The 25,340-nt window shown below is 65.9% G+C and carries 26 protein-coding genes; 14 read left to right on the plus strand and 12 right to left on the minus strand.

Going from position 1 to position 25,340, the window contains the following annotated elements; genetic code table 11:
• Nucleotides 1-6: 6 nt before the first annotated feature.
• From dapB to dnaK, 7 genes are all read right to left on the minus strand, one after another.
• On the minus strand, nt 7-822 hold the full coding sequence (dapB, locus tag BMY71_RS22690; protein ID WP_011500811.1) for a 4-hydroxy-tetrahydrodipicolinate reductase: 816 nt from the start codon (nt 820-822) through the stop codon (nt 7-9).
• 92 nt (nt 823-914) lie between these two features.
• Nucleotides 915-1,226, minus strand: a complete 312-nt coding sequence (locus BMY71_RS22695; protein WP_011500812.1) for a DUF1330 domain-containing protein — start codon at nt 1,224-1,226, stop codon at nt 915-917.
• Between the two features lie 19 nt (nt 1,227-1,245).
• A complete protein-coding gene (gene pyrF, locus BMY71_RS22700) occupies nt 1,246-1,953 on the minus strand; it encodes an orotidine-5'-phosphate decarboxylase (RefSeq protein ID WP_092686203.1) in 708 nt (235 codons plus the stop codon).
• 6 nt (nt 1,954-1,959) lie between these two features.
• Entirely contained in the window at nt 1,960-2,541 is a 582-nt protein-coding gene (locus tag BMY71_RS22705; protein WP_092686204.1) for an NADPH-dependent FMN reductase, read from the minus strand.
• Nucleotides 2,542-2,689: 148 nt separating this feature from the next.
• A complete protein-coding gene (locus BMY71_RS22710; protein ID WP_011500815.1) occupies nt 2,690-3,292 on the minus strand; it encodes a class I SAM-dependent methyltransferase in 603 nt (200 codons plus the stop codon).
• 93 nt (nt 3,293-3,385) lie between these two features.
• Complete coding sequence (gene dnaJ, locus BMY71_RS22715) at nt 3,386-4,525, minus strand: molecular chaperone DnaJ (protein WP_041805582.1); 1,140 nt, start codon at nt 4,523-4,525, stop codon at nt 3,386-3,388.
• A 129-nt stretch (nt 4,526-4,654) separates the two neighbouring features.
• Complete coding sequence (gene dnaK / locus BMY71_RS22720) at nt 4,655-6,556, minus strand: molecular chaperone DnaK (protein ID WP_092686205.1); 1,902 nt, start codon at nt 6,554-6,556, stop codon at nt 4,655-4,657.
• 394 nt (nt 6,557-6,950) lie between these two features.
• On the opposite strand from dnaK, the gene BMY71_RS22725 reads away from it, so the two are divergent.
• Nucleotides 6,951-7,904 carry a hypothetical protein gene (locus BMY71_RS22725; RefSeq protein ID WP_092686206.1) on the plus strand — a complete coding sequence of 318 codons (954 nt, stop codon included), beginning with the start codon at nt 6,951-6,953 and terminating at the stop codon, nt 7,902-7,904.
• Between the two features lie 116 nt (nt 7,905-8,020).
• Here BMY71_RS22725 and grpE read toward each other — a convergent pair whose 3' ends face one another.
• Together grpE and hrcA are read right to left on the minus strand one after the other, a co-directional pair.
• Nucleotides 8,021-8,641 carry a nucleotide exchange factor GrpE gene (gene grpE, locus BMY71_RS22730; RefSeq protein WP_092686207.1) on the minus strand — a complete coding sequence of 207 codons (621 nt, stop codon included), beginning with the start codon at nt 8,639-8,641 and terminating at the stop codon, nt 8,021-8,023.
• 99 nt (nt 8,642-8,740) lie between these two features.
• The gene (hrcA, locus tag BMY71_RS22735) at nt 8,741-9,829 is read right to left on the minus strand and encodes a heat-inducible transcriptional repressor HrcA (RefSeq protein WP_011500820.1); all 1,089 of its coding nucleotides are present in this window, start codon (nt 9,827-9,829) and stop codon (nt 8,741-8,743) included.
• 151 nt (nt 9,830-9,980) lie between these two features.
• Here hrcA and rph point away from each other — a divergent pair, with 151 nt between their 5' ends.
• From rph to hemW, 3 genes are read left to right on the plus strand one after another with little or no spacing between them, the layout of a single operon-like run.
• Nucleotides 9,981-10,694 (plus strand): ribonuclease PH, encoded by a 714-nt coding sequence (gene rph / locus BMY71_RS22740; RefSeq protein ID WP_092686208.1) that lies wholly within the window; start codon nt 9,981-9,983, stop codon nt 10,692-10,694.
• A gap of 52 nt (nt 10,695-10,746) precedes the next feature.
• Nucleotides 10,747-11,379, plus strand: a complete 633-nt coding sequence (rdgB, locus tag BMY71_RS22745; protein ID WP_092686209.1) for an RdgB/HAM1 family non-canonical purine NTP pyrophosphatase — start codon at nt 10,747-10,749, stop codon at nt 11,377-11,379.
• Nucleotides 11,369-12,526: a radical SAM family heme chaperone HemW gene (hemW, locus tag BMY71_RS22750; protein WP_092686210.1), complete on the plus strand. Its 1,158-nt coding sequence runs from the start codon at nt 11,369-11,371 to the stop codon at nt 12,524-12,526. The genes rdgB and hemW overlap by 11 nt, the downstream gene beginning before the upstream one ends.
• A 109-nt stretch (nt 12,527-12,635) precedes the next feature.
• Here hemW and BMY71_RS22755 read toward each other — a convergent pair whose 3' ends face one another.
• Entirely contained in the window at nt 12,636-13,835 is a 1,200-nt protein-coding gene (locus BMY71_RS22755) for a penicillin-binding protein activator (RefSeq protein WP_092686211.1), read from the minus strand.
• A 197-nt stretch (nt 13,836-14,032) separates the two neighbouring features.
• On the opposite strand from BMY71_RS22755, the gene rsmI reads away from it, so the two are divergent.
• The 10 genes from rsmI to olsB all read left to right on the plus strand — a co-directional run bounded on the left by rsmI (nt 14,033) and on the right by olsB (nt 23,728).
• On the plus strand, nt 14,033-14,986 hold the full coding sequence (gene rsmI, locus BMY71_RS22760) for a 16S rRNA (cytidine(1402)-2'-O)-methyltransferase (RefSeq protein WP_092686234.1): 954 nt from the start codon (nt 14,033-14,035) through the stop codon (nt 14,984-14,986).
• Nucleotides 14,973-15,368, plus strand: a complete 396-nt coding sequence (locus BMY71_RS22765) for a YraN family protein (protein WP_092686212.1) — start codon at nt 14,973-14,975, stop codon at nt 15,366-15,368. Before rsmI ends, BMY71_RS22765 begins: the two co-directional genes overlap by 14 nt.
• An 83-nt stretch (nt 15,369-15,451) precedes the next feature.
• A complete protein-coding gene (gshB, locus tag BMY71_RS22770; RefSeq protein WP_092686213.1) occupies nt 15,452-16,393 on the plus strand; it encodes a glutathione synthase in 942 nt (313 codons plus the stop codon).
• Nucleotides 16,394-16,496: 103 nt separating this feature from the next.
• The gene (locus BMY71_RS22775) at nt 16,497-17,225 is read left to right on the plus strand and encodes a helix-turn-helix transcriptional regulator (RefSeq protein ID WP_092686214.1); all 729 of its coding nucleotides are present in this window, start codon (nt 16,497-16,499) and stop codon (nt 17,223-17,225) included.
• A 77-nt stretch (nt 17,226-17,302) separates the two neighbouring features.
• A complete protein-coding gene (locus BMY71_RS22780) occupies nt 17,303-17,959 on the plus strand; it encodes an acyl-homoserine-lactone synthase (RefSeq protein WP_092686215.1) in 657 nt (218 codons plus the stop codon).
• Complete coding sequence (locus tag BMY71_RS22785) at nt 17,956-18,180, plus strand: hypothetical protein (RefSeq protein WP_011500830.1); 225 nt, start codon at nt 17,956-17,958, stop codon at nt 18,178-18,180. The genes BMY71_RS22780 and BMY71_RS22785 overlap by 4 nt, the downstream gene beginning before the upstream one ends.
• A 132-nt stretch (nt 18,181-18,312) precedes the next feature.
• Entirely contained in the window at nt 18,313-19,851 is a 1,539-nt protein-coding gene (locus BMY71_RS22790; RefSeq protein WP_092686216.1) for a YifB family Mg chelatase-like AAA ATPase, read from the plus strand.
• A gap of 104 nt (nt 19,852-19,955) precedes the next feature.
• Complete coding sequence (locus BMY71_RS22795) at nt 19,956-20,441, plus strand: hypothetical protein (protein WP_011500832.1); 486 nt, start codon at nt 19,956-19,958, stop codon at nt 20,439-20,441.
• Nucleotides 20,442-20,555: 114 nt separating this feature from the next.
• Nucleotides 20,556-22,508: an ATP-binding protein gene (locus tag BMY71_RS22800; RefSeq protein WP_092686217.1), complete on the plus strand. Its 1,953-nt coding sequence runs from the start codon at nt 20,556-20,558 to the stop codon at nt 22,506-22,508.
• A gap of 260 nt (nt 22,509-22,768) precedes the next feature.
• The gene (gene olsB / locus BMY71_RS22805) at nt 22,769-23,728 is read left to right on the plus strand and encodes a l-ornithine N(alpha)-acyltransferase (RefSeq protein ID WP_041805089.1); all 960 of its coding nucleotides are present in this window, start codon (nt 22,769-22,771) and stop codon (nt 23,726-23,728) included.
• A 131-nt stretch (nt 23,729-23,859) separates the two neighbouring features.
• Here olsB and coaA read toward each other — a convergent pair whose 3' ends face one another.
• Together coaA and BMY71_RS22815 are read right to left on the minus strand one after the other, a co-directional pair.
• Nucleotides 23,860-24,816 carry a type I pantothenate kinase gene (gene coaA / locus BMY71_RS22810; protein WP_011500835.1) on the minus strand — a complete coding sequence of 319 codons (957 nt, stop codon included), beginning with the start codon at nt 24,814-24,816 and terminating at the stop codon, nt 23,860-23,862.
• 190 nt (nt 24,817-25,006) lie between these two features.
• Nucleotides 25,007-25,330 (minus strand): phosphoribosyl-ATP diphosphatase, encoded by a 324-nt coding sequence (locus BMY71_RS22815; RefSeq protein ID WP_092686218.1) that lies wholly within the window; start codon nt 25,328-25,330, stop codon nt 25,007-25,009.
• Nucleotides 25,331-25,340 lie beyond the last annotated feature (10 nt).

Raw genomic sequence — 25,340 nt, forward strand, 5'->3', positions numbered from 1 at the left:
GCGATTCTAGAACTCGGCGAGCCCGAGCACATCCATCATCGAATACAGGCCGGGCGACTTACCATGCGCCCATTGCGCGGCCTTCAGCGCGCCATGGGCGAAGATCATCCGGTCCTCGGCCTTGTGGGCGAGCTCGATCCGCTCGTAGGGCCCGGCGAAGATCACGCTGTGATCGCCGGTGACGGTGCCGCCGCGCAAGCTCGCGAAGCCGATGTCGCCGGTCTTGCGCGCGCCGGTGACGCCGTCGCGGCCACGCGCCGAATGATCATCGAGATCGACCTTGCGGCCGGCGGCGGCGGCCTCGCCGAGCAGCAGCGCGGTGCCGGACGGCGCGTCGATCTTGGCGCGGTGGTGCATCTCGACGATCTCGATATCGAAGCCGGCGTCGAGCGACTGCGCCACCCGCCTGGTCAGCGCCGCCAGCAGATTGACGCCGAGGCTCATATTGCCGGACTTCACCACGATGGCCTGGTCGGTGACGCTCTTGATCACCGCGTTGTCGGAGGACGACAGCCCGGTGGTTCCGATCACATGGACGATGCCGCGCTGCGCCGCGATCGCCACATTGGCGATGGTCGCGGCCGGAACGGTGAAATCCAGAATGCCGTCGGCGCCGGCCGACAGCGTCCACAGATCGGCCGACAGCTTGACGCCGTTGGCGGGCAGGCCGGCGAGCACGCCGGCGTCCTGGCCGAGCAGCTCCGACCCCGGCGCTTCCAGCGCACCGGTGAGCACAACGCCCTTGGTCTCGGAAATGGCGCGCGTCAGCGCACGGCCCATCCGGCCGCCAGCTCCGGCAACAATCAGGCGCATATCGGACATCGGCTTGAGATCCTTTTGCAGGCTCGCGGTATAGCCGGGCGAACCGGGCCCGGCAACTGATCGAAAGGCAGGCTTGGATTACGCAATACGCCTCAGCCCTGCGGCTGCGGGCCGTCATAGCCCTCGACGATGACGATCTCGCCCTGCGCAAAAGGCGACCTGGCCTTGATCAGCGCCTGGTACTCCGGTGAGTGGTAGCAGGCGAGCGCTGTCGCGTAGTCCTTGAACTCGATGACGACATTGCGTGACCGCGCCGGCCCTTCATGCGCCTCGTAGGTTCCGCCGCGGGTCAGGAACCGGGCGCCGTATTTCGCGAACACGGTGCCGTTGTGGGCAACATAATCGCGCTTGTAGCCGTCGAGATCGTGCACATCCATCCGTGCAACCCAGTAGCCCTTGGCCATCGCTCTCCTCCTTTGTCGACTACTTCGCCTGCGCGATCTCGGCGACGATCGCCTCGGCCGCCTGCTTCGGATCCGCCGCTTCCATCACCGGGCGACCGACCACCAGATGACTGGCGCCAGCCGTGATCGCGCGCGCCGGGGTCATGATCCGCTTCTGATCGCCGGCGGCCGCCCCGGCGGGCCGAATTCCCGGCGTCACCAACGCCATGTCCGGGCCGACGATGCCGCGCAGATTGGCCGCCTCTTCGGGCGAGCACACCAGGCCATCGACGCCGATCGCCAGCGCCTGCCGCGCCCGCGCCTCGACGAGGTCACGCACCCCGAACCGATAGCCGGCGTCGGCGAGATCGCTGTCGTCGTAGGACGTCAGCACGGTCACAGCGAGAATCTTCAGCCCCGAATCACCACGCGCCGCGACCGCGGCCTTCATGGTCTGCGGGTAGGCGTGCACGGTGAGGAAGGTCGCGCCGAGCGAATTCAGACTCTCGACGCCGCGCGCCACGGTGTTGCCGATGTCGTGCAGCTTGAGGTCGACGAACACCTTCTTGCCGGCGCGGGCGAGCTTTTCGACCAGCGGCAGGCCGCCCGCATAAGCGAGCTGATAGCCGATCTTGTAGAAGCCGACGCTGTCGCCGAGCTTTTCGATCATCGCATTCGCGGCGGCGACGCTGGGGACGTCCAGCGCGACGATCAGCCGGTCGCGATCGGCAGGGTCGGCTTGCGCCATGACCAGTTACCTCATCAAGTGTTGGGCAAAATCGATCAGTTGCCGCACCATCGCCTGCAGGGCGGCGATGTCGGCGGGAAGCTTCAGGCGGTCGGTCTCGTCATAGGCCTGATGCGCGAAGGACAGCGCGAGCTGATTGGGAATCACCGGTGCGCGGCAGCCGGACAGGATCAGTCGAAGCGCCGCGAGGCAGCGGGCACCGCCGAGCTTGCCTTCGGAGGCCGCGGCGAGCGCGAAGGCCCGCTCGCGAAACACCTGGCCCTGTGTCTCGTGCGAATCCTCGACGCGCGACACCCAGTCGATCGCATTCTTCAACAGCGCCGGCGGCGCGGAATTGTATTCCGGGCTGACGATCAGCACGCCGTGATGCGCGCCGATCATCCGCTTCAGGTTGATGGCATTGATCGGCACGCCGGACTTCGCCCCGAAGTCACCGTCATAGATCGGGAGAGGATAATCGGCGAGCGACAGCCGGGTGACGTCGACGTCGGCGCAGGCGAATTCATGCGCCGCGGCGGCCGCCAGCCGCACATTATGCGAGCCGGTGCGCAGCGATCCGGGAATGACGAGGATTTTCACCACTGACATGACGCCGATCTCCTGCCGCCGACACGCGCGACCATGGCCGCGCCCTGTTTAGCGAAGTTGGACGGCGAAGGAACACCGGAATTTTTCCGGTCGACTACGGCTGGGGTAACAAATGAGAGCGGAGCGATCGCCAGCAGCAGCGCGATGCTCAACCCTTGCGATAGACCCAGACCCGGGCCGGAGGGATGTTCATCCAGATCCGCTCCGAAGCCTCGGTCGAAACGCCCGGGAGCGATTTCGGGATCGGCGGCGCCACCGAATAGGTGAACTGGACGAATGGCGCGCCGGGTTCGAGCAGATTGAAGGAATCGCGGATCAGCTTCATCCGGGTCAACATCGGCTTCGTCACCAGCGGAAGCCCCGACACCACTGCGGTCGCGGGCTCCGGCAGCACATCCCACAACGAGTCACGCAGCCGGTAGGCGTCGCCCTGCACCACGGTGGCCTGCGGATAGCGCTCGCGAAGCAGCGCGCAGAAGCTCGGATTGTATTCGACAAGAACTAGTCGTTTTTGCTCGACGCCGTGCTCGACCAGCGCGCTGGTGATCGCGCCGGTCCCGGGGCCAAGTTCGATGACCGGCCCGGTCGAATCGATGTCGACATATTGCGCCATGGTGCGGGCCAGCAACTTGCCCGACGGCATCACTGCGCCCATGTGCAGCGGCTTTTCGATCCAGGAACGAAGGAAGCGAACCTCGTCATCAAGACGGGGCTGCTTCTTCAACGCGCGAACCGTGGACTGCAAAGCCATTCCGCTACCAAACCGGGAGGTAATTTTGGCCCAGTGTCAAATTATTGTTACAGGACAAGTATAGGGCGCTCCCTTGCGGGTCAAGTTAGACCGTTAGGGAGTGTTTGCGCGCGAGCCAAAGAAGTCCTTGACCTTGGTGAAGAAACCCGCCGCCTCGGGTTGAGTTGCACCCGACGACAATTTTTCGAACTCCGCGAGCAGCTCTTGCTGCTTCTTGGTCAAATTCTGCGGCGTTTCGACGGCAACCTGAACATACATGTCGCCGACCTGACGGGATCGCAGCACCGGCATGCCTTTTCCCGTGATGCGGAATCGTCGCCCGGTCTGGGTGCCGGACGGGACTTTCACCTTGGTCTTGCCGCGCTCGATGGTCGGCACCTCGAATTCGCCGCCCAACGCCGCGGTGACCATCGAGATCGGCACGCGGCAGTGCAAGTCCGCGCCATCGCGCTGGAAGATGGCGTGCGAGGCAAGCGACAAGAAAATATAGAGGTCGCCGGGCGGTCCGCCGCGGACTCCGGCCTCGCCCTCGCCGGCGAGGCGGATGCGGGTGCCGTCCTCGACGCCCTGCGGAATGTTGACCGACAGCGTGCGCTCGCGGGTCACCCGGCCGGAGCCGGTGCAGGACGGGCACGGGTCCTCGATGATCTGGCCGCGACCCTGGCAGCTCGGGCAGGTGCGCTCCAGCGTGAAGAACCCCTGGGCCTGGCGGACGCGGCCCGCGCCGCCGCAGGTCGAGCAGGTCTTCGGCTTGGTGCCGGCCTTGGCGCCGATCCCGGAGCAGGATTCGCAGGTGACCGAGACCGGGATTTCGATCTGCGCGGTCTTGCCCTTGAAGGCGTCCTCGAGCGAGATTTCCATGTTGTAGCGCAGGTCGGCGCCGCGCTCGCGGCCGGTGCCGCGGCCACCACGCTGCCCGGCCATGCCGAACAGGTCCTCGAAAATGTCGGAGAACGACGACGCAAAACCGGCGCCGAAGCCGGCGCCGCCGCCCATGCCCTGCTCGAACGCGGCGTGGCCGTAGCGGTCGTAGGCGGCGCGCTTGTCGCCGTCCTTCAGGACCTCATAGGCTTCGTTGATTTCCTTGAATTTGACTTCGCTCGAGGCGTCGCCCGGATTTCGGTCCGGGTGCCATTTCATCGCAAGCTTGCGAAACGCGCTCTTGAGCGTCGATTCGTCTGCGCTGCGCTCGACTTCAAGGGTTTCGTAGTAACAGCGCTTGGTCGTGGACATGGCGACGCTCTCAATTGTCATGGCCGGGATCGACCCGGCCATCCATCATGTTCGAACGATGGACCCCCGGGTCAAGCCCGGGGGTGACGATATCGCTGCGATCAGGACGCATCACAAGACGACCGCCGATCAGGCCGACTTCTTGTTGTTCTTGTCGTCGTCGACTTCGGTGAAGTCGGCATCGACGATATCGTCCTTGGCGGCGTGCTTGGCCGCATCGCTTTCGGCCTGCTGCTTGTACATCGCCTCGCCGAGCTTCATCGAAGCCTGCGCCAGCGTGTTGGTCTTGGTCTTGATCGCCTCGGCGTCGTCGCTCTTGAGCGATTCGCGCAGATCGCTCAGCGCGTCCTCGATGGCGCGGCGCTCGCTGTCCTCGACCTTCGAGCCGTGCTCGGCCAGCGCCTTCTCGGTGGAATGCACCAGCGCGTCGGCATGGTTCTTGGCGTCCACCGCTTCGCGGCGGCGCTTGTCTTCGGAGGCGTTGGCCTCGGCGTCCTTGACCATCTTGTCGATGTCGGCGTCAGACAGACCGCCCGAAGCCTGGATGCGGATCTGCTGCTCCTTGCTGGTCGCCTTGTCCTTGGCCGAAACGTTGACGATGCCGTTGGCGTCGATGTCGAACGTGACCTCGATCTGCGGCATGCCGCGCGGCGACGGCGGAATCCCCATCAGGTCGAACTGACCGAGGATCTTGTTGTCGGCGGCCATTTCGCGCTCGCCCTGGAAGACCCGGATGGTGACCGCGTTCTGATTGTCTTCCGCGGTCGAGAACACCTGGCTCTTCTTGGTCGGGATCGTGGTGTTGCGCTCGATGATCCGGGTGAACACGCCGCCCAGCGTCTCGATGCCCAGCGACAGCGGCGTCACGTCGAGCAGCAGCACGTCCTTGACGTCGCCCTGCAGCACGCCGGCCTGGATCGCCGCACCGATCGCGACGACTTCGTCCGGGTTGACGCCCTTGTGCGGCTCCTTGCCGAACAGCTGCTTCACCACTTCCTGGACCTTCGGCATACGGGTCATGCCTCCGACCAGCACCACTTCGCCGATCTCGCCGGCGGTGAGGCCGGCATCCTTCAGCGCCTTGCGGCACGGCTCGATGGTCTTCTGCACCAGATCGTCGACCAGCGCTTCGAACTTGGCGCGGGTCAGCTTCATGGTCAGATGCTTCGGACCCGACTGGTCCGCGGTGATGAACGGCAGGTTGATCTCGGTCTGGGTGGTCGACGACAGCTCGATCTTCGCCTTCTCGGCGGCTTCCTTCAGCCGCTGCAGCGCCAGCTTGTCGTTGCGCAGGTTGATGCCCTGCTCCTTCTGGAATTCGTCGGCGAGGTAGTTGACCAGACGCATGTCGAAGTCTTCACCGCCGAGGAAGGTGTCGCCATTGGTGGACTTCACCTCGAACACGCCGTCGCCGATCTCCAGGATCGAGACGTCGAAGGTGCCGCCGCCGAGGTCGTACACCGCGATGGTGCCGGTCTTCGTCTTGTCGAGACCGTAAGCCAGAGCGGCCGCGGTCGGCTCGTTGATGATGCGAAGCACTTCGAGGCCGGCGATCTTGCCGGCGTCCTTGGTGGCCTGACGCTGGGCGTCGTTGAAGTAAGCGGGAACGGTGATCACCGCCTGATCGACCTTCTGGCCGAGATGCGCTTCCGCGGTCTCCTTCATCTTCTGCAGGATGAAGGCCGAGACCTGCGAGGGCGAATAGGTCTGACCGTCGGCCTCGACCCAGGCGTCGCCGTTGGAGGCTTTGACGATCTTGTAGGGGACGAGCTTCTTGTCCTTCTCGACCATCGGGTCGTCGTAGCGGCGGCCGACCAGGCGCTTGACCGCAAAGAAGGTGCGCTCGGGATTGGTCACCGCCTGGCGCTTCGCCGGCTGACCGACCAGCCGCTCTCCGTCGTCGCTGATGGCGACGATCGAGGGGGTCGTACGCACGCCCTCGGCGTTTTCAATGACCTTCGAATTCTTGCCGTCCATCACGGCGACGCACGAATTGGTGGTGCCGAGATCGATCCCGATGACCTTTCCCATAGTGCTCATATCCTTCTTTTTGCGGCGAGTTGGGCGGGCCCTGACGGCGCACCAATCCAAACCCCCAAATATCAAATGCTCGCGATTGTGCGGCGGTGAGCCTCATATAGGAGGGGGGGTGGTGGCCGCAAGGACTGGCATGCGGCTTGGCTCACGAAAACCCGGGCTTTGATGAATCCTTATCGGCGTCGACGACCGGCCGGCCGCCGCCGTTTTGCAGCACGGAAGGCGCCGGCTTGCGCCCCATCGTCCCAGCGCGCTGTTGCGCCTTGACGGGGCAGCAGGACGTGATCTGTTTGGCGCTCGAACGAAGCGTCGGTGGCGCTGCGATCGCCCGGCGGGCCGCGGGGCGCGACCATCGAACGGCCTCAATGCGTCTTCAGTAGAGCCCTCCATGAGACAGATAGCGCGCCTCTTTGCGATTGCCCTGGTGTTTGCCGCCGCGACCCCGGCAGTCGCCGCCGACACCGTCTATCCGCGCGGCATCCGCGTCGGCGTCACGCCGATGCCGGGGCTGACCGAATCGCAGGCATTCCTCGGCTTCGAATCCGCCGGTCACGGCGTCAAGGTTCTGCTGGCGGAATTGCCGGGCCCGGCGTTCGGCGAAGTCGAAGCCGCCTTCAAGGCTGTGCCGGAAGGCGCGATGGGCAAGGTGAAGCCGGAGAGCATCGAGACCGCCGCCGGCAAGGCCTACTACACCGCCGAAGACGCCGTGGTCGGAACCGACAAGGTCCGACGCTACTCGCTGATCGTGCCGGGCAGCAAGATGTTCTCCGGCTACATCGCAGTGCAGGTCGCCGACAGCGAGGCACAGACCTATTCGGACGAGGCCGTGAAGAAGATGCTGACCTCGGTCTCGGTGCGCCAGCAGGTGCCGATCGAGGAGCAGATCGCGCAGATGCCGTTCAGCATCCGCGAAACCGCCGGTTTCAAGACGGTGCGAACGCTGGCGCCGGGCGCGGCCCTGCTGTTCGCCGACGGCAACGAGGAAACCGGCGTCGAAGGCGCGCCGTTCATGGTGCTTGGCCTGATCGGCTCGGTGCCGGACCAGACCGACGCCCGCGCCCGCTTCGCCCAGCAGGCGGCCGCAACGATTCCCGGACTGCGCGAGGCGAGGATCACCACGTCCGAGCCGATGCGGATCGACGGCTCGGCGGGCTTCGAGACCCGGATCGAGGCCGTCAGCGGCAAGGACAACACCCCCGTCACCCCCGTCACCGTCGTGCAGTGGCTGCGTTTCGGCAGCGCCAGCGTGGCGATGCGGGTGATCGGCAGCTCGCCGCGCGATCAGTGGTCGGAAGCGTTTCCGCGCTTCCGCAAGGTCCGCGACGGACTGAAGGGACGCTGATCAGGGCGTTTGCGGGCTAAAGCGTTTTCGAGCGAAGTGGATGCCGGTTCGCGTGAAGACAACGCCTCGACGCCGGAGAGCCGCTCGGTTCTGACTCCGTCAGAACCGAAACTGCTTCAAGAGACGCCGCCTTCATTGCCGTTGGCAGCCGCAGGCGCCGGCTTGGCGCCGCCCTTGGACACGCCGACCAGCGCCGGGCGCAGCACGCGCTCGCCGATCATGAAGCCGGCCTGAACCACCTGAACCACGGTGCCCGCGGGGACCGACGGATCCGGCACTTCGTACATCGCCTGCTGGAAATTGGGGTCGAACTTCTCGCCCTGCGGATCGAACTTCTTGACGCCGTTCTTCTCCAGCGCGTTGATCAGCGAACGCTCGGTGAGCTCGACGCCCTCGATCAAGCCCTTGAGACCGGCGTCGGCATTGGCGCGGGCTTCGGCCGGAACGGCGTCGAGCGCGCGCTGCAGATTGTCGGCGATCTCGAGCACGTCACGCGCGAAGGCGCTGACGCCGTAAGTCCGCGCATCGGCGACCTCCTTGGCGGTCCGGCGGCGCAGGTTTTCCATTTCCGCCAGCGTGCGCAGCATCTTGTCGCGCGCTTCAGCGGCTTCCCGCACCAGCGCCTCGTTCGCGCCTTCTTCCGGGTCGTCCGGCATGATGTACGGCTTGGAAACCACCGGATCGGCTGGCTGCGCCTGATCCTGGTTGTTGTCCTTTTGTCCGTTGGAATCGGTCATCACGCTACCTTCTTTGATAAAAACGTCTGGATCGGTCGGGAGTTGGGCTGCCCGGGATATCGTGGTTTATGCTGCGAAAATCAAGCTTGGCTGGCGGCGTCAGCCGCCGAGCATCTGGCTGACGATGCGCGCCGTATAGTCCACCATCGGGATCACCCGCGCGTAGTTCAGCCGCGTCGGGCCGATCACGCCGAGCACGCCGACGATGTGACCGGCGCCGTCGCTGTAGGGCGCGATGATGGTGGACGAGCCCGACAGCGAGAACAGCTTGTTCTCCGAGCCGATGAAGATCCGCACGCCCTCGGCGCGCTCGGCGCGGCCGAGCAGATCGACCACGCCTCGCTTTGTCTCGAGTTCGTCGAACAGCAGCCGCACCCGCTCGAGGTCCTCGAGCGCGTGCAGATCCTCGAGCAGATTGGCGTGGCCGCGCACGATCAGCTGACGGTCCTCGCCGTCGCCGCCGGACCAGCTCGCGATCCCCGCCGAAATGACTTTCTGGGTGAGTTGATCGAGTTCGGTGCGGTCCTGCGACAGCAGGGTTTCGAGTTCGAGCCGCGCTTCGGCCAGCGTTCGGTTGCGAATCCGCGCGTTGAGGAAGTTCGACGCCTCGACCAGCGCCGACGACGGCACACCGGGGGGTAGCGCCAGCACCCGGTTCTCGACCTGGCCGTCCTCGGCCACCAGGATCACCAGCGCGCGCTCCGGCTCGAGGCGTACGAATTCGAGATGCTTGAGCCGCACATTGGATTTCGCCGTCAACACCACCGCGGCGGCCCGGGTCAGGCCCGACAACCGGGTCAACGCTTCGCCGAGCGCCGCCTCGACCGTCTGCGCCTGCCCCACTGACGACAGCTGCGCCTGGATCGACTGCCGTTCCGGCTCGGTGAGGTCGCCGACCTGCATCAGCGCATCGACGAAGAAACGCAGGCCGAGTTCGGTCGGCAGCCGGCCGGCCGAGGTGTGCGGCGCGTAGATCAGGCCGAGATGTTCGAGATCGGCCATCACATTGCGCACCGAGGCCGGCGACAACGGCATCGAGATCAGCCGCGAGATGTTGCGCGAGCCGACCGGCTCCCCGGTCGCCAGGTAGCTTTCGACGATCTGGCGAAAGATATCCCGCGAGCGCTCGTTGAGCTGGGCCAGTCCGGTATTGGGCGCGATCAAGCCGATCGGATCATGATGAGCCAACTTGTCCTCCGTGACCCCTCTAATCTGTCGTTGCCGACGTCCGGTTACAAGCGGGCAGGTGATCTAACCGGCCACCGCCCTTGCCGCTGCGGCGCTCCGCCCCTAAAAGCAGCCCGGATCGCCATTTCCCGAATTTGACGGAGGATTTCCCATGCGGCCAAGCCGCCGTGCGCCCGACGAATTGCGCGCTGTTTCGCTGGAGCGAGGCGTCGTGAAGTATGCTGAGGGCTCCTGCCTGGTTAAATTCGGCGACACCCATGTGCTGGTGACGGCAACCCTGGAAGAGCGGCTTCCGCCATGGCTGAAGGGCCAGGGACGCGGCTGGGTCACCGCCGAATACGGCATGTTGCCCCGCGCCACGCTGGAACGCACCCGCCGCGAGGCCGCCGCAGGCAAGCAGAACGGCCGCACCGTCGAGATCCAGCGCCTGATCGGGCGCTCGCTGCGCGCCATCGTCGATCTGCAGGCGCTCGGCGAGCGCCAGATCACGGTCGATTGCGACGTGCTGCAGGCCGATGGCGGCACAAGGACCGCCTCGATTACCGGCGCCTGGGTGGCGCTGGCCGACTGCCTTGGCTGGATGAAGACCCGCAACATGATCAAGGGCACCGTGCTGCGCGATAACGTGGCCGCGATCTCCTGCGGCATCTACAACGGTATCCCGGTACTCGACCTCGACTATGCCGAGGATTCCGAAGCCGAGACCGACGCCAATTTCGTGATGACCGGCGACGGCCGGATCATCGAAGTGCAAGGCACTGCCGAAAAGACGCCGTTCTCGCAGGACGAGTTCCTGGCGCTGATGGCGCTCGCGCAGAAGGGCGTGACGCGGCTGGTCGATCTGCAGAAAATGGCGGTGGCGTGAGTCATTCTTGCCACGCATTTGCGGCCGCTCCTGAGCTACGCTGAGCACCGCCATGCATCGTCGAATCAGCGGCAAGCTTGTGATCGCGACCCATAATCCCGGCAAGCTTGCCGAGATGCGGGAACTGCTGGCCCCTTACGGGATCGAGGCGGTGTCGGCCGGCGAGCTGGGCCTCGGCGAGCCTGACGAGACCGGCGACAGCTTTCGCGCCAATGCGCGGATCAAGGCCGAAGCCGCGGCGCAGGCGGCAAAGCTGCCGGCTTTTGCCGACGATTCAGGCCTGTCCGTGGATGCGCTCGACGGCGCGCCGGGGATTTTTTCGGCACGCTGGGCCGGCGAGGGCAAGGACTTCAACGCCGCGATGGCCCAGATCGAGCGGCTGCTGCGGGAGCGCGGCGCCACCGCGCCGGCGCAGCGCGGCGCGCACTTCGTCTCGGCCTTGTGCGTCGCCTGGCCCGACGGCCATATCGAGGAAGTCGAGGCGCGGGCGGACGGCACGCTGGTCTGGCCCCCGCGCGGCGACGCCGGCTTCGGGTATGACCCGATGTTTCTGCCCGATGGCCATGACCGCACATTCGGCGAGATGACCAGTATCGAGAAGCACGGCCTGCCGCCACTCGGGCTCGGCCTGTCGCATCGCGCCCGCGCCTTCGTCAAACTGGCGGAGATCTGCCTTGGGCGCTGATCCCGACAAGGCGTTCGGCGTCTACGTGCACTGGCCGTTCTGCCTGTCGAAGTGCCCGTATTGCGACTTCAACAGCCACGTCCGCCACGCCGCGATCGACGAGGCGCGATTCGCCCGCGCCTTCGCCCGCGAGATTGCAGCCACTGCGGCGCGGATCGGTCCGCGTGATGTCAGCTCGATCTTTCTCGGCGGCGGCACGCCGTCGCTGATGCAGCCCTCGACCGTCGGCGCGATCCTCGACGCGATCGGCAAACATTGGCGCGTCACGCCCGATGCCGAAGTATCACTCGAAGCCAATCCGACCAGCGTCGAGGCGACGCGGTTTCGCGGCTATCGCGCCGCCGGCGTCAACCGCGTCTCGCTCGGCGTGCAGGCGCTCGACGACGCCTCGCTGAAGACGCTCGGCCGGCTGCACACCGCGCAGGAGGCGATGGACGCGGTGGCGATCGCGCGCTCGGCTTTCGATCGTTATTCGTTCGACCTGATCTATGCACGTCCTGGACAAACGCCGGCGATGTGGGAGGCCGAGCTGCGCCGGGCGATCGGCGAGGCGGCCGAACATCTGTCGCTCTATCAGCTCACCATCGAAGCCGAGACGCCGTTCTTTGCGCTGCATCGGGCGGGCAAACTGCAGACACCGGACGAATCCGCGTCGCGCGCGCTCTACGACGTCACGCAATCGGTCTGCGCAGAGCTCGGACTCCCTGCCTACGAGATTTCCAATCACGCCCGCCCGGGTGCCGAGTGCAAGCACAACCTCGTCTACTGGCGCGGCCAGGAATATGCCGGGATCGGACCCGGCGCGCATGGCCGGCTCGACATCGGCGGCACGCGCTACGCGATCGCCACCGAAAAACGGCCGGAGAGCTGGATGATGCGGGTCGAAGCCACCGGCACCGGCGTGATTACCGACGACCGCCTGAACAGCGAAGAGCGCGCGGACGAATTCCTGCTGATGGGGCTGCGGCTCGCCGAGGGCATCGACCCGCGGCGCTATCAGGCGCTGGCGGGCCGCTCGCTCGACCCGTCGCGGATCGCGCTATTGTGCGCGGAAGGCGCCATCGCGGTCGACGCTGATGGTCGTCTGCGCGTGACCCAAGCCGGCTTCCCGGTGCTCGACGCCGTGGTGGCGGATCTGGCGGCTTGAGTTTGTCATTCCGGGGCGCGCCGGAAGGCGCGAACCCGGAATCTCTTTTTTCCAGCCTATCGGGATTCCGGGTTCGCCATTGCGCGGCGCCCCGGAATCACCGGCCGGGTTAAGCCCCGAAGCTCTTCGGTGAGCCGGCCACCGCCTGCGCGCCGCCGGTGGCGACGCGCATCACGGCGAGGCCGCGTTCATTGCTGCCGTCGGCGCGGAAGCGGAACAGGCCGTCGATACCGGCGAAGCCCGACGGGTTGGTCAGCACGTCGGAGGAAAACCGTCGCGTCGCTTGCGTGCGCGCCAGCGCGGCGACCAGCGCCACCGCGTCGTAAGCGAGCGTCGCGGTGCGGACCGGGTCCTGGCCGAAGCGGGCGCGATAGCGGCCGGAGAAACTGCGGAAGCCGGACGGATCGGGCGCGGCATAGAGCCCGCCCTGTAGCGCCGGCGTCGCGAAGACCCGCGGATTGTCCCACAATCCGGTGCCGAGCAGTTGCAGGCGGCGCAGATCGACCCCCGCCGCCGTCAGGGCGTCGCTGACCCCGGCCAACGCATCGCCGTCATCGGCCAGCAGCAGCGAATCGGCGCCCGCCAGCGCCTGCGCGATCGTCCGCGCTGCGGCCGCGCGATCGGAGCCGTATTTCTCGAACGCGGCGATCCGGCCGCCCTTGGTGCCGACCACCTGTTTGAAGGCGGCTTCGACCACGCCGCCATAGGCGTTGTCGGGCAGCAGCGCCGCATAGGAGCGTTTGCCGACGCTCGCCGCATAGCCGATGATCCGATTGACGTCCGACTCCGGCAGGAAGCTCAGCAGATACACGCCGCGGCCGGCGACGCTCGAATCGGTCGAAAACGCGATCATCGAGATGCCGCGGGCGCGGGTCAGCTGGGCTGCGGCGGGCACCGATTGCGCGAACAGCGGGCCGAGAATGATCTCGGCGCCTTCGTCGAGCGCCTGCTGTGTCGCCGACTGCGCGCCCTGCGGATTGCCGGCGTCGTCCTTCACCAGCAACTGAACGTCGGGATTGTTGAATTCGGCAAGCGCCATCTCGGCGGCGCTCTTCATCGATTGCGCGGCGACGCCGGCATTGCCCGCCGCCGACAGCGGCAGCACCAGGCCGACCTTGACCCGACCGGTGCCAACCGATTGCGACTGCTGCTGCGCCGCATCCGGCGGCGGCGGCTGGCCGAACTGGTTGTTGAGGGTCTGCTGCACACCCGAGCAGGCGCCGAGCAACGGCGTGCCGAGGATCAGGCCGATCGCCGTTCGGCGTGTCGTTCGCAACGACTTCGTGTTTGGATCGCGCAGTCCCGCCATGTCATCTCTTGCAGAGGGCCAGCGACGCCAGCCCAAATTCTCTCGTCCGATGCGCCGATGTCGGCGACGCACTTCATCATAATGTCGGCGAATGATTAACCAAAACAAAAGGTTTATGCTGGCCGCCGGCGTCGTACGAATGTGCTGTCCGATACTCCGCCTTTTCTCCTCAATTGTGGCTTTCCAAGATTGTGACCATGCGCGCCAAAGCTGCTCCCACCATACCGTCAACGGCCGAATCGGAGCCTGAAGCGCGGGCCTTTCTGGTCGCCGGTCAGAAGCTGATCGCGCCGCGCGCCGCTCCCGGGCTGCATCTGGTGGCGACGCCGATCGGCAATCTCGGCGACATCACCTTGCGTGCGCTGGAAACACTGGCCGGCGTCGATGTGATCGCCTGCGAAGACACACGAATCACCCATCGGCTGACCGAACGATACGGCATTTCGGCGCAGCTCAAACCCTATCACGAACACAACGCCGCGCAGGCGCGGCCGAAGATCCTCGAGAAGCTCGCGCAAGGCGGCTCGGTCGCGCTTGTCTCGGACGCGGGCACGCCGCTGATTTCCGACCCCGGCTACAAGCTGGTGCGCGAAGCCTACGACGCCGGACACGATGTCGTCGCGCTGCCCGGCGCTTCCGCTGTGCTGGCCGCGCTGGCGCTGGCCGCACTGCCGACCGACCGCTTTTTCTTCGACGGCTTTCTGCCGGCCAAACAGGGGGCACGCCGTAGCCGGTTGAGCGAACTCGCCGCGATCGACGCGACGCTGGTGTTGTTCGAGGCGGGAAGCCGGATTCATAACAGCCTGCGCGATCTCGCCGAGGTTCTCGGCGAGCGCGAAGCCGCGATCTGCCGCGAACTCACCAAGCTGCATCAGGAGGTGCGCCGCGCCCCGCTGACGACGTTGGCGGAGACCGCCGAAACGCTCGAAACCCGCGGCGAGTTCGTTGTGGTGATCGGTCCGCCCGATCCCGGCGCGCGGATGATGACGCAGGATGCGCTCGATACCTGGCTGCGCGACGCGCTGCAGCGCGACAGCGTCAAGGACGCGGTGGCGCAGGCGGTCGACATCTCCGGGCGTCCACGCCGCGAAATCTACGCCCGCGCGCTCGAACTGGCGCGGCAGCGCGAGGCCGACGATGGCCAAGACTAGGAGCCCCTCGACGCCGCCCGCGCCGGAACGCGTCGCGGCGTTTCAGACCGGGATCTCCGCCGAGACGCGCGCGGCGGCTTTTCTGATGGCGAAGGGCTACCGGATCCTGGCGCGGCGGTTCAAGACGCCCTTTGGCGAGATCGACATCGTGGCGCAGCGGCGCAAGCTGATCGCCTTCGTCGAGGTCAAGGCGCGGGCCCGGCTCGACGACGCGGCCTATGCGCTGACGCCACGGCAGCAGCAACGCATCATCGCCGCCGCCGAAGCCTGGCTGGTGGCAAATCCCAACCACGCCACATACGAGCTGCGCTTCGACGCGATGCTGGTGGCGCCGAAGCGGCTGCCGCAGCACCTGCCCGCCGCGTTCGACGCGAGCCCTTGACGGCCAGCCCTTGACGGTCAAGTCCTTGACCGTCGCACCCGATCGGCCGATAGCCCTGTTGTTTGCAACCTTGGAAGCTACGCATGACATTGAAGGTCGCCGTCCAGATGGATCCGATCGCGCGGATCAATATTCGCGGCGATTCGACATTCGCCATGTTGCTCGAGGCGCAGAAGCGCGGTCACGCGATCTCGTACTACACCCCTGACAAGCTCTCGCTGCGCGGCACCGACGTCGTGGCCTCGGTGCAACGCCTGAGCGTGCGCGATCAGGAAGGCGATCACTTCACGCTCGGCGAGCCGACGCGAGTCGACATGCGCAGCTTCGACGTGGTGCTGCTGCGCCAGGACCCGCCGTTCGACCTCGCTTACATCACGAGCACGCACCTCTTGGAGCGGATTCATCCGCACACGCTGGTGGTGAACGATCCGACCAGCGTCCGCAACGCGCCGGAGAAGTTGTTCGTGATGGACTTCGCCGAGCTGATGCCGCCGACGCTGATCAGCCGCGACCTCGACGAGATCAATTCGTTTCGCGCCGAACATGGCGCGGTGGTGATGAAGCCGTTGCACGGCCACGGCGGCGCCGCGGTGTTCCGCGTGCTGCCGCAGGACATCAATTTCGGCTCGCTCTACGACATGTTCGCGGTGACGTTCCGCGAGCCCTGGGTGATTCAGCGGTTCCTCCCCGAAGTGAAGCACGGCGACAAACGCATCATCCTGGTCGACGGCGAATTCGCTGGCGCCGTCAACCGCGTTCCGGCGGCCGACGATCTGCGCTCCAACATGGTGCGCGGCGGCGCCGCGGCGGCGACCGATCTGTCCGAGCGCGAGCGCACGATCTGCGCGACGCTCGCCCCGAAACTGCGGGAGCGCGGGCTGTTACTGGTCGGGATCGACGTGATCGACGGTTACTTGACTGAAATCAACGTCACCTCGCCGACAGGTATCCGCGCCGTGGCGCGGCTCGGTGGTCCGGATATCGCGGCGCGGGTCTGGGACGTCATCGAGCAAAAAAGATCATAAGTCAGCGTTGGATAACGGCATTTAAATACCGTTATCCAACATCCTCTTGCCAGTTTGCTGAGACCGTCCCAGAAGTAACCGGGTGCGAGCGGAGCATCGAGCGATGTCGGCCGACGAAGGCAATCAATGGGGACGGCGGGCGCTGGAATTCGTCGACGCCGCGGATCGGCTCGACGGTCCCTCGCTGATTCGCCAGTTCGAAACCCATATCGCCAGCGGCGGCTTCAGCGCCTACATCATGGCCGGCCTGCCTTCGCCCGGAGCCGGGCTCGCCGACCTGACCCTCGCCAATGGCTGGCCCCGCGGTTGGTTCGAACTCTACGTCCGCGAGAACTACATCGCCGTCGATCCGGTGCCGCGCCACGGCGCAACGACGGTGCAGCCGTTCGAATGGTCGGAAGCGCCCTACGATCGCAAGCAGAATCGCGCCGCCCACAAGGTGATGACCCACGCCACCGAATTCGGCCTGGTTCGCGGTTACTGCATTCCGCTGCATTACGATGAGGGCGGCGCAGTGATCAGCATGGCCGGCGACCAGCCGGACCTCGATCCGGTCGCCAAGGGCGCAATGCAGCTGATCGGCGTCTATGCGCATAACCGGATTCGCTCATTGCACCGGCCGAAGCCGCAACGGCGGCTTCTGACCTCGCGCGAATGCGAAATTCTACTGTGGGCCGCGCACGGCAAGACGGCATGGGAGATCTCGATCATCCTCCACATCGCCGAGCGCACCGTCAAATTTCATCTGATCGAGGCTTCCAAGAAGCTCAACGCGGTGAACCGTACCGCGGCTGTCGCCAAGGCGCTCGCGCTCGGCCTGATCAAGCTCTGACCTGTCCGATCGGACAGTAGGCCGCAACCGACCGAGCCTTCAGTCTTCCCGCTGCATTCCTAAGCGGGGAGAGGTCGATGGAAGTTCATGTCGTGCGCCGCGAGAACCGCGAAGCCTACGCGGATCTGATCGAACGTCAGTTTCGCATCAGACACCAGATCTATGTCGTCGAGCGGAAATGGACCGAGCTCGACCGAGCGGACGGCAGGGAGATCGATCAGTTCGACACCGACGAGACGGTGTACCTGATCGGCATGCAGAACGGTGAGATCGTCGCCGGCATGCGGATGGTGCCGACCAGCTCGCCGACGCTGCTGAGCGACATCTTTCCTCAGCTGTCGCTGGACCGTCCGGTCCGGCGGCCCGACGTCTACGAGCTGTCCCGGATCTATGTCGTTCCGAACAAGCGCGGCGAGCACGCCGGTCCGCGCGCCGAAGCGGTCATTCAGGCCGCCGCCATGGAATACGGCCTGTCGATCGGCCTGTCCGCTTTCACCATCGTGCTGGAGACGTGGTGGCTGCCGCGGCTGCTCGATCAGGGCTGGCGGGCGCGGCCGCTTGGACTGCCCCAAGACATCGACGGCATGTCGACCACCGCGGTGCTGGTCGACGTCGACGACGAGGCTTGGCTCGAAATCTGCGCCCGTCGATCAGTCCCCGGACCTGCACTGCATTGGCTGGGCCTCGAAAGCGTCAATCGGAATCCACTTCCCAACCCCATGGAGCTGGCATGACCACTCAAGAAAATACGAGCCTCGGCCAAACCGTTCCGCCCGGGACCAGCGGTCGTGCGAAATCGGTGTCGATCGAGACGCTGGCGACGACGATCAACCGCGCCATCGAGCAGGCCGAGGAGCTCGGCATCCCGTCGGCGGCACAATTGCTGATGATGGCGCGGCTGGAAGTCGACCTGACCGAGATCGCCCTTGAAACCAAATTGAAGAAGTCCGCTTGAGCCAGCCATCGTCGCTTAAGCCAGCCACGCCTCGTGCCGCAAACGGTGGCGGGAGGGACGGAGTTATGTTCTCTTAATGTTCTTGCGCGGTTCCCGGGGCCGCGATAGCGTCGGGCTCGCAGAGGGGGCGTCATGGTTCAGCACGTGTCCACCGTGGCTTTCGAAGGCATCGAGGCGCGCGCTGTCGATGTCCAGGTCCAGGTGTCGCCGGGCCTGCCGGCCTTTGCGGTCGTCGGCCTCGCGGACAAGGCGGTGTCGGAAGCACGCGAGCGGGTCCGTTCGGCGCTGATCGCCTCGGGATTGGCGCTGCCGGCGCGGCGCATCACCGTCAACCTCGCGCCGGCCGATCTGCCCAAGGAAGGCAGCCACTACGATCTGCCGATCGCGCTCGGGCTGATGGCGGCAATCGGGGCGATCCCCGCCGATGCGCTGGCCGGCTTCACCGTGCTCGGCGAACTCGGCCTCGACGGATCGATCGCGCCGGTGGCCGGCGTGCTGCCGGCCGCGATCGCAGCCAACGCCCGCGACGAGGGCCTGATCTGCCCGGCGGCCTGCGGCTCGGAGGCGGCCTGGGCCAGTCCCGACATCCAGATCATCGCGGCGCGCTCGCTGATCCAGATCGCCAATCATTTCAAAGGGACGCAACTTCTGAGTCGGCCGCAGCCGCGGGTCCATGAGACCGAGAGTTCGACGCTCGACCTGCGCGACATCAAGGGCCAGGAGAGCGCCAAGCGCGCATTGGAAATCGCCGCCGCGGGCGGCCATCATCTGTTGATGGTCGGCTCGCCCGGCGCCGGCAAGTCGATGCTGGCGGCGCGGCTGCCGTCGATCCTGCCGCCCTTGTCGCCGGGCGAACTGCTGGAAGTGTCGATGATCGCCTCTGTCGCGGGGGAGATCCGCGACGGCGCGCTGACCGCGCGGCGGCCGTTCCGCGCGCCGCATCACTCCGCCAGTATGGCGGCGCTGACCGGCGGCGGCGTCAAGGCGCGACCGGGCGAGATTTCGCTCGCGCATCAAGGCGTGCTGTTTCTCGACGAGCTGCCGGAGTTCGATCCGCGCGTGCTGGATTCGCTGCGCCAGCCGCTCGAGATCGGCGAGGTGGCGGTGTCGCGCGCCAATCACCGCGTCACCTATCCGGCCCGCGTGATGCTGGTCGCGGCGATGAATCCGTGCCGCTGCGGCCGGGCTTACGAGCCGGGCTACGCCTGCAAACGCGGCCAAGTCGATCGCTGCAGCGCGGACTATCAATCGCGGATTTCGGGGCCGCTGATGGACCGGATCGATTTGCGAATCGAGGTGCCCGCGGTGACCGCCGCCGACCTGATCCTGCCGCCGGCGGCGGAAGGGTCAGCCGAGGTCGCGGCCCGCGTCGCCGCCGCGCGCGATCTCCAGCGCGAGCGCTACGCCGCGATCGGCCTGCCGCAGATCCGCACCAATGCGGAGGCGCCGGCTTCAGCGCTGGAGGCCACCGCGCAGCCGGACTCCGCCGGGCTCAAATTGCTGCGCGACGCTGCCGAAACCATGCGGCTGTCGGCGCGCGGCTATCACCGCGTCCTCCGCGTCGCGCGCACCCTCGCCGATCTCGACGGTGCCGAGATCATCGGCCGGCTGCATCTCGCGGAAGCGCTGTCCTATCGCGCGCTCGGCGAGGACATCAAACGCGCCGCGTAGCGGGGAGTAGGATGTTGCCGTCATCAACCTTCTGGTAACGACTTTTATTTACCCTCTGCCAACCATAGCCCTGCGTATCGGGGTTGGCGTAGCGGGTAGACGTAATGTTGCGTTTTCGAGTTCTGGCCTCGACCCTTCCGCTGTTGGCCATGGGGTTGTTCGCGCGCAGCGAATTGATCGCGGGCCCGCAACCCTGCATCGCCGTGGGCGACCACGCGGTGCAGATCGCACCCGCATCCTGGCTGGCGCACCTCCGTGTCGGTTTTACCGAGGATCCGGCGCGGGCCACGATCCGGGTCCAGATTGTCGACAGTCCCGACGCCGCTGATTTCGCCGTCACGGACGACGCCGGCAACACTGACTCCGGCGCCTGCGCGCTGACGCCGGAGACCCGTCTGGTCGGCATCGCAGCCCATCCGGCGAGTGACGAGCCGTTGATCTATCTCACGTACGACGCCGGTGGTGGGGCTGACTACCGGATCTTCGTCAGCTCGAACAGCTTCACCCTGCGGCAGGCCGCGGCATTGCTGGTCGGCGCTTCGGATCGCAACGCCCCGATCGCCACCGCCTCGATCGGCAGCCGCTCTTAATCGCTGGTCAACCCTGTCGTCATCGCGCGATGCAACGATCGCGCGCTTCAAACTCTTTGCAACATCGAGTCCCGATACTGGTCATGGCTGGCCGGGGACTAGCGGGTTGCGGGGATGATGCGAAGTTTGCGGATCAAATCGAGACGACGCGTCTTCGCACGCCGGTTCCCGCGGCTGGTCTTCATGCTGCGCTCGCTCGTGGTGTTCACCGCGGCGTTCTGTGGTGCTTACGGCTTTATCGTCGGTAGCCGCGCTGAATCCTCCGGCTACAACCCGCACACTTTCGCCATCGGTGCGAGCTTTCTGTTCGCGCTGGCCTGCCTCGGCCTTGCCGTTCAGAGCATGCGGCTGCGCTGGATGCGGCGCAGCCTTCATGCGGTGGCGTTGCACAACGAAGCGCTGGCGGACCGCAATTGGGAGCTGAAGGACGCCGAGGAGCGCGCCCGCACGTTACTCGAATCCCGCGGCGAGTTGCTGACGCTCCGCGACGACGCCGATGCGACCACCCGCGCCAAATCGCGGCTGCTGGCGATGGCGTCGCACGAGATCCGCACGCCGCTCAACGGCATCATCGGGATGAGCGGCCTGCTGCTCGACACGACGCTGACGCCGGAGCAGGCGACCTACGTGCGCGCCGTCAAAACCTCGGGCGATGCGTTGCTTTCGCTGATCGACGAGCTGCTCGACTACTCCAAGATCGACGCCGGCAAGATCGAACTCGACCACCGACCGTTCGCGTTAGCCGCTTTGATCGAGGACATCGCCGAATTGCTGGCGCCCCGCGCGCAAGCACGTGCGATCGAGATTGCGGCCTATGTCGACGAGCGGCTGCCGGCGCAAGTGATCGGCGACGCGGCGCGGCTGCGCCAGGTTCTTCTCAACCTCGCCGGCAACGCGATCAAGTTTACATCCAGCGGAGGCGTCGCTCTGATCGCCGAGCCCGGCGAACGCGACGGCGAAATCGACCTGCTGATCCGCGACACCGGGATCGGCATTGCGCCGGAGGCGCAGGCGCGGGTCTTTCGTGAGTTTGAGCAGGCCGACGACGGCATTGCCCGCAACTACGGTGGAACGGGTCTGGGTCTGAGCATCAGCGAGCGTATCGTCAGCGGGATGGGCGGACGGATCGTGCTGCACAGCCGCCCCGGAATCGGCACCACATTCACGGTCTCGATTCCGCTCGCGGCCGCGGATGATCCAGCCGCTGCAATGGCCTTCAAGGCCCCCGATCTCGCCGGCCAGACGATCCTGATCGCCGCGCCCCAAACTATCGAAGCGCAGCTGGTCGCGCACCGGCTGCAACGCTGGAACGCCGAGACGCGGGTTGTGTCTGATCTCGCCGCTGCGCGCGTGCTGCTTCCGGACCACGCCTGGTCGGCGATCCTGATCGATGCCGGCTTCGGCGTCACTGAAGCGGCGACGCTGGCGCTCGATGCGAAGCTGCACGCAACGCAACGGATCGTCATGCTGAATCCGTCGATCCGGGCCGAGTTGCTGCCCAAGCTGCCGGCCGCCTTCACCGGCTATCTCGTGAAGCCATTGCGCGCGGCGTCGCTGGCGGCGCGGCTCGGCGGCGCGCTGCTCGACACCGACGCGCCCGGGATCGCCGACAGCGATACGCCGGGTCTGGCAGCGCCGGATAGGACCGCACAGGTCGGCCGCCGGCTGTCGATCCTGGTCGCCGAAGACAATGACATCAATGCGCTGCTGATCCGTTCGCTGCTGACGAAGCTCGGCCATGACGCGGTGATCGCCGATGACGGGGAGCAGGCGCTGCAGAGCTGGCTCGCCGCAGAGGCGGACGGCGCTCCGTTCGATCTGGTGCTGATGGATGTGCAGATGCCGTTGCTCGACGGCATCGCCGCGAGCCGGCAGATCCGGACGTACGAAGCCGAACGACAGTCGCGACGCACGCCGATTCTGGCGCTGACCGCGAATTCTCTCGCGGAGGATCGCGCCGCCTGTCTGGCAGCCGGAATGGACGGTTTTCTCGTCAAGCCGCTCGACCGTGACAGGCTGGTCGGCGTCCTCGCCGATATCACTTCGTCGAGGCCCGTCATCGCTTGAGCGCGGCACCTCAAAGCATGTGCCCGAAAAGTGGACGCCGATTTTCGGAGAAGATCATGCACAAACAACAAGCTGCAGCGCGATGACGATCCGACGTTAAGGGTCCCGCTCCAGGCCTCGATACAGACGTCGACGGCGATGTTCGGTCGCCTGTCATGCGGCGGCAATCGTCGTGTCACATCGCTGTTGAAACGCCGTGATTGGTGATGCGCACAGGCCGCGCATCAGCCGATTCGGTTGCATGTGGCCGCGAGGATCCCATGCAGACCGACCATCTCGCCCGTCCGAAGAAGTTCATCAAACTACTCCGCCCGGAAATGGCCGGCGCCGCGGCGCAGACCGCGATCACCTGGTTCAAGCCGGCGCTGAGAAACGGCGATCACGGCAAGCCGATCGCGAAACCGGCGCTGACGCCGGCGACGCTGGGCCGGCTCGGCGCATTGGAAGTCCGCCTCGCGCAGAAGAAGCAGGACATCAAGCGCGCGCAGAAGCTGCGCTATCGCGTATTCTATCAGAACGGCACCGCGATCGCCGACGCGGCGACGCTGCTGGCGCGCCGCGACAAGGATGCATTCGACCGCATCTGCGACCATCTCTTGGTAGTCGATCACGCCGCCAAGCCGTCGCTGAGCGGCAAGCAGCCGGTGGTGGGTACCTATCGCCTGCTGCGCCAGGAGATCGCCGACCGCCACGGCGGCTTCTATACCGACAGCGAATTCAACATCGGCGGCATGATCGCGCGCCATCCCGAGCTGCGCTTTCTCGAGCTCGGCCGCTCCTGCGTGCTGCCGCCCTATCGCAACAAGCGCACCGTCGAGCTGTTGTGGCACGGCATCTGGAGCTACGTGCGCCAGCACCGCGTCGACGTGATGATCGGCTGCGCCAGCTTCGACGGCACCGATCCGGACCGCCTCGCGCTGCCGCTGTCGTTCCTGCATCACTACGCCTCCGCGCCCGAGGCGTGGCACGCTCGTGCGCACCGCTCGCGCTATGTGGAAATGAACCGAATGCCGAAGGAGGCGGTCAACCAGAAGGCCGCGCTCCGCGAACTCCCGCCACTGATCAAGGGCTATCTGCGTCTGGGCGCCACGATCGGCGAGGGCGCGGTGATCGATCATCAGTTCGGCACCACCGACGTGCTGATCATCATGCCGGTGTCGGCGATCAGCGCCCGCTACATCGAACATTTCGGCGCGGACGCGACGCGTCACGCGGCGTAGGCAGCTCCTTCATCTTGGCGAGTCATTCCGGGATGCGCGCTAGCGCGCAGACCCGGGATCCCGACATGTCCTGAACGTCTGGATTCCGGGTTCGCTCGCTGACGCGAGCGCCCCGGAATAACGGACTCTCGCTACAACCGTCGCAACGCCACCGAGTCCACCACGTGGTCGGCGCCCTTCTTCAGGATCAGCGTCGCGCGTGGTCGCGTCGGCAGGATGTTGTCCTCGAGATTGGCGAGGTTGGTGCGTTCCCAGATCGCGATCGCGGTCGCGGTCGCCTCTTCGTCGGACAACGGCGCGTAGCGGTGGAAGTACGACCGCGGATCGTGGAACGCGGTATCGCGCAGCGCCAGAAAGCGCCGGATGTACCAGTCGCGCAGCACCGGTTCGTCGGCGTCGATATAGACTGAGAAGTCGAAGAAGTCGGACACCACCGGCACCGCCTTGCCGTCGCGCGGCAGCCGGCCGGTCTGCAGCACGTTGACGCCTTCGACGATCAGAATATCGGGGCGATCCACCACCGCGAATTTGTTCGGCACGATGTCGTAGGTGAGATGCGAATAGATCGGCGCACGAACCTTGCGTCGGCCGGACTTGATATCGCTGAGAAAGGCGAGGAGCGCCGGCAGATCGTAGCTTTCCGGAAAGCCCTTCTTCTGCATCAGTCCGGCGCGCTCCAGCAACGCGTTGGGATGCAGAAAACCGTCGGTGGTGATGAGGTCGACCTTCGGCCGCGGTGACCAGCGCGCCAGCAACGCCTGAAGCACGCGGGCGGTGGTGGATTTGCCGACCGCGACCGAACCGGCGACGCCGATGATATACGGCATCTTGCGTTCGACCACGCCGAGGAAGCGGCGCTGCGCGTAGTACAGCTGCTGCATCGCGCCGACATGGATCGACAGCAGTCGCGACATCGGCAGATAGATTTCCTCGACCTCGGTGATGTCGAGCCGATCGTGCAGCGAACGCAGCGTCGAGACCTCGGCGAGATCGAGCGTCATCGGCGTATCCTGACGCAGATTGGCCCACTCCGACCGTGAGAACACCCGGTACGGGTTGTAGTGGTGCAGTTCCGACCTGGCATCCATCGCGTGGTCCTCGCCTTGTTCCGTTGCCGGCTTTGTTTTTTGTTTTTGTTGCGGCCGCTGAGGCCGGTGAGCTTTCGCTCGAAAATTCTCGGGAGCTGGATGGCTTATCTTCGCATCGTCATCCAGCTCCGGCCTGTCGTCTGAGCATGATCGTCTCCGGAAACCGGTGCCGACTTGTCGGGATCATGCCCTAATCGCGCTTGCGGGAGGCTTTTTCTTCGAGACCGGACATCGAGGTGCGCTGCCCCAGCGCCGCTTCGACCTCGTCGAGCTTCACGCCGCGCGCCTTCAGCAGCACCAGCATGTGAAACAGCACGTCGGCCGCTTCGGCAATGAGATGGCCGCGGTCGTTCTCGACCGTCGCGATCACCAGCTCGACCGCCTCCTCGCCGAATTTCTTGGCGCAGTGCTCGGCGCCCTTGTCGAGCAGCTTCTTGGTGTAGGACGCCTCGCCGCCCGACGCGGCACGCGCGTCGATGGTGGCTGCGAGATCGTGAAGGGTGAAACGGGCCATACTGATACTC

The organism is Rhodopseudomonas pseudopalustris, assembly GCF_900110435.1.
GTDB lineage: Bacteria > Pseudomonadota > Alphaproteobacteria > Rhizobiales > Xanthobacteraceae > Rhodopseudomonas > Rhodopseudomonas pseudopalustris.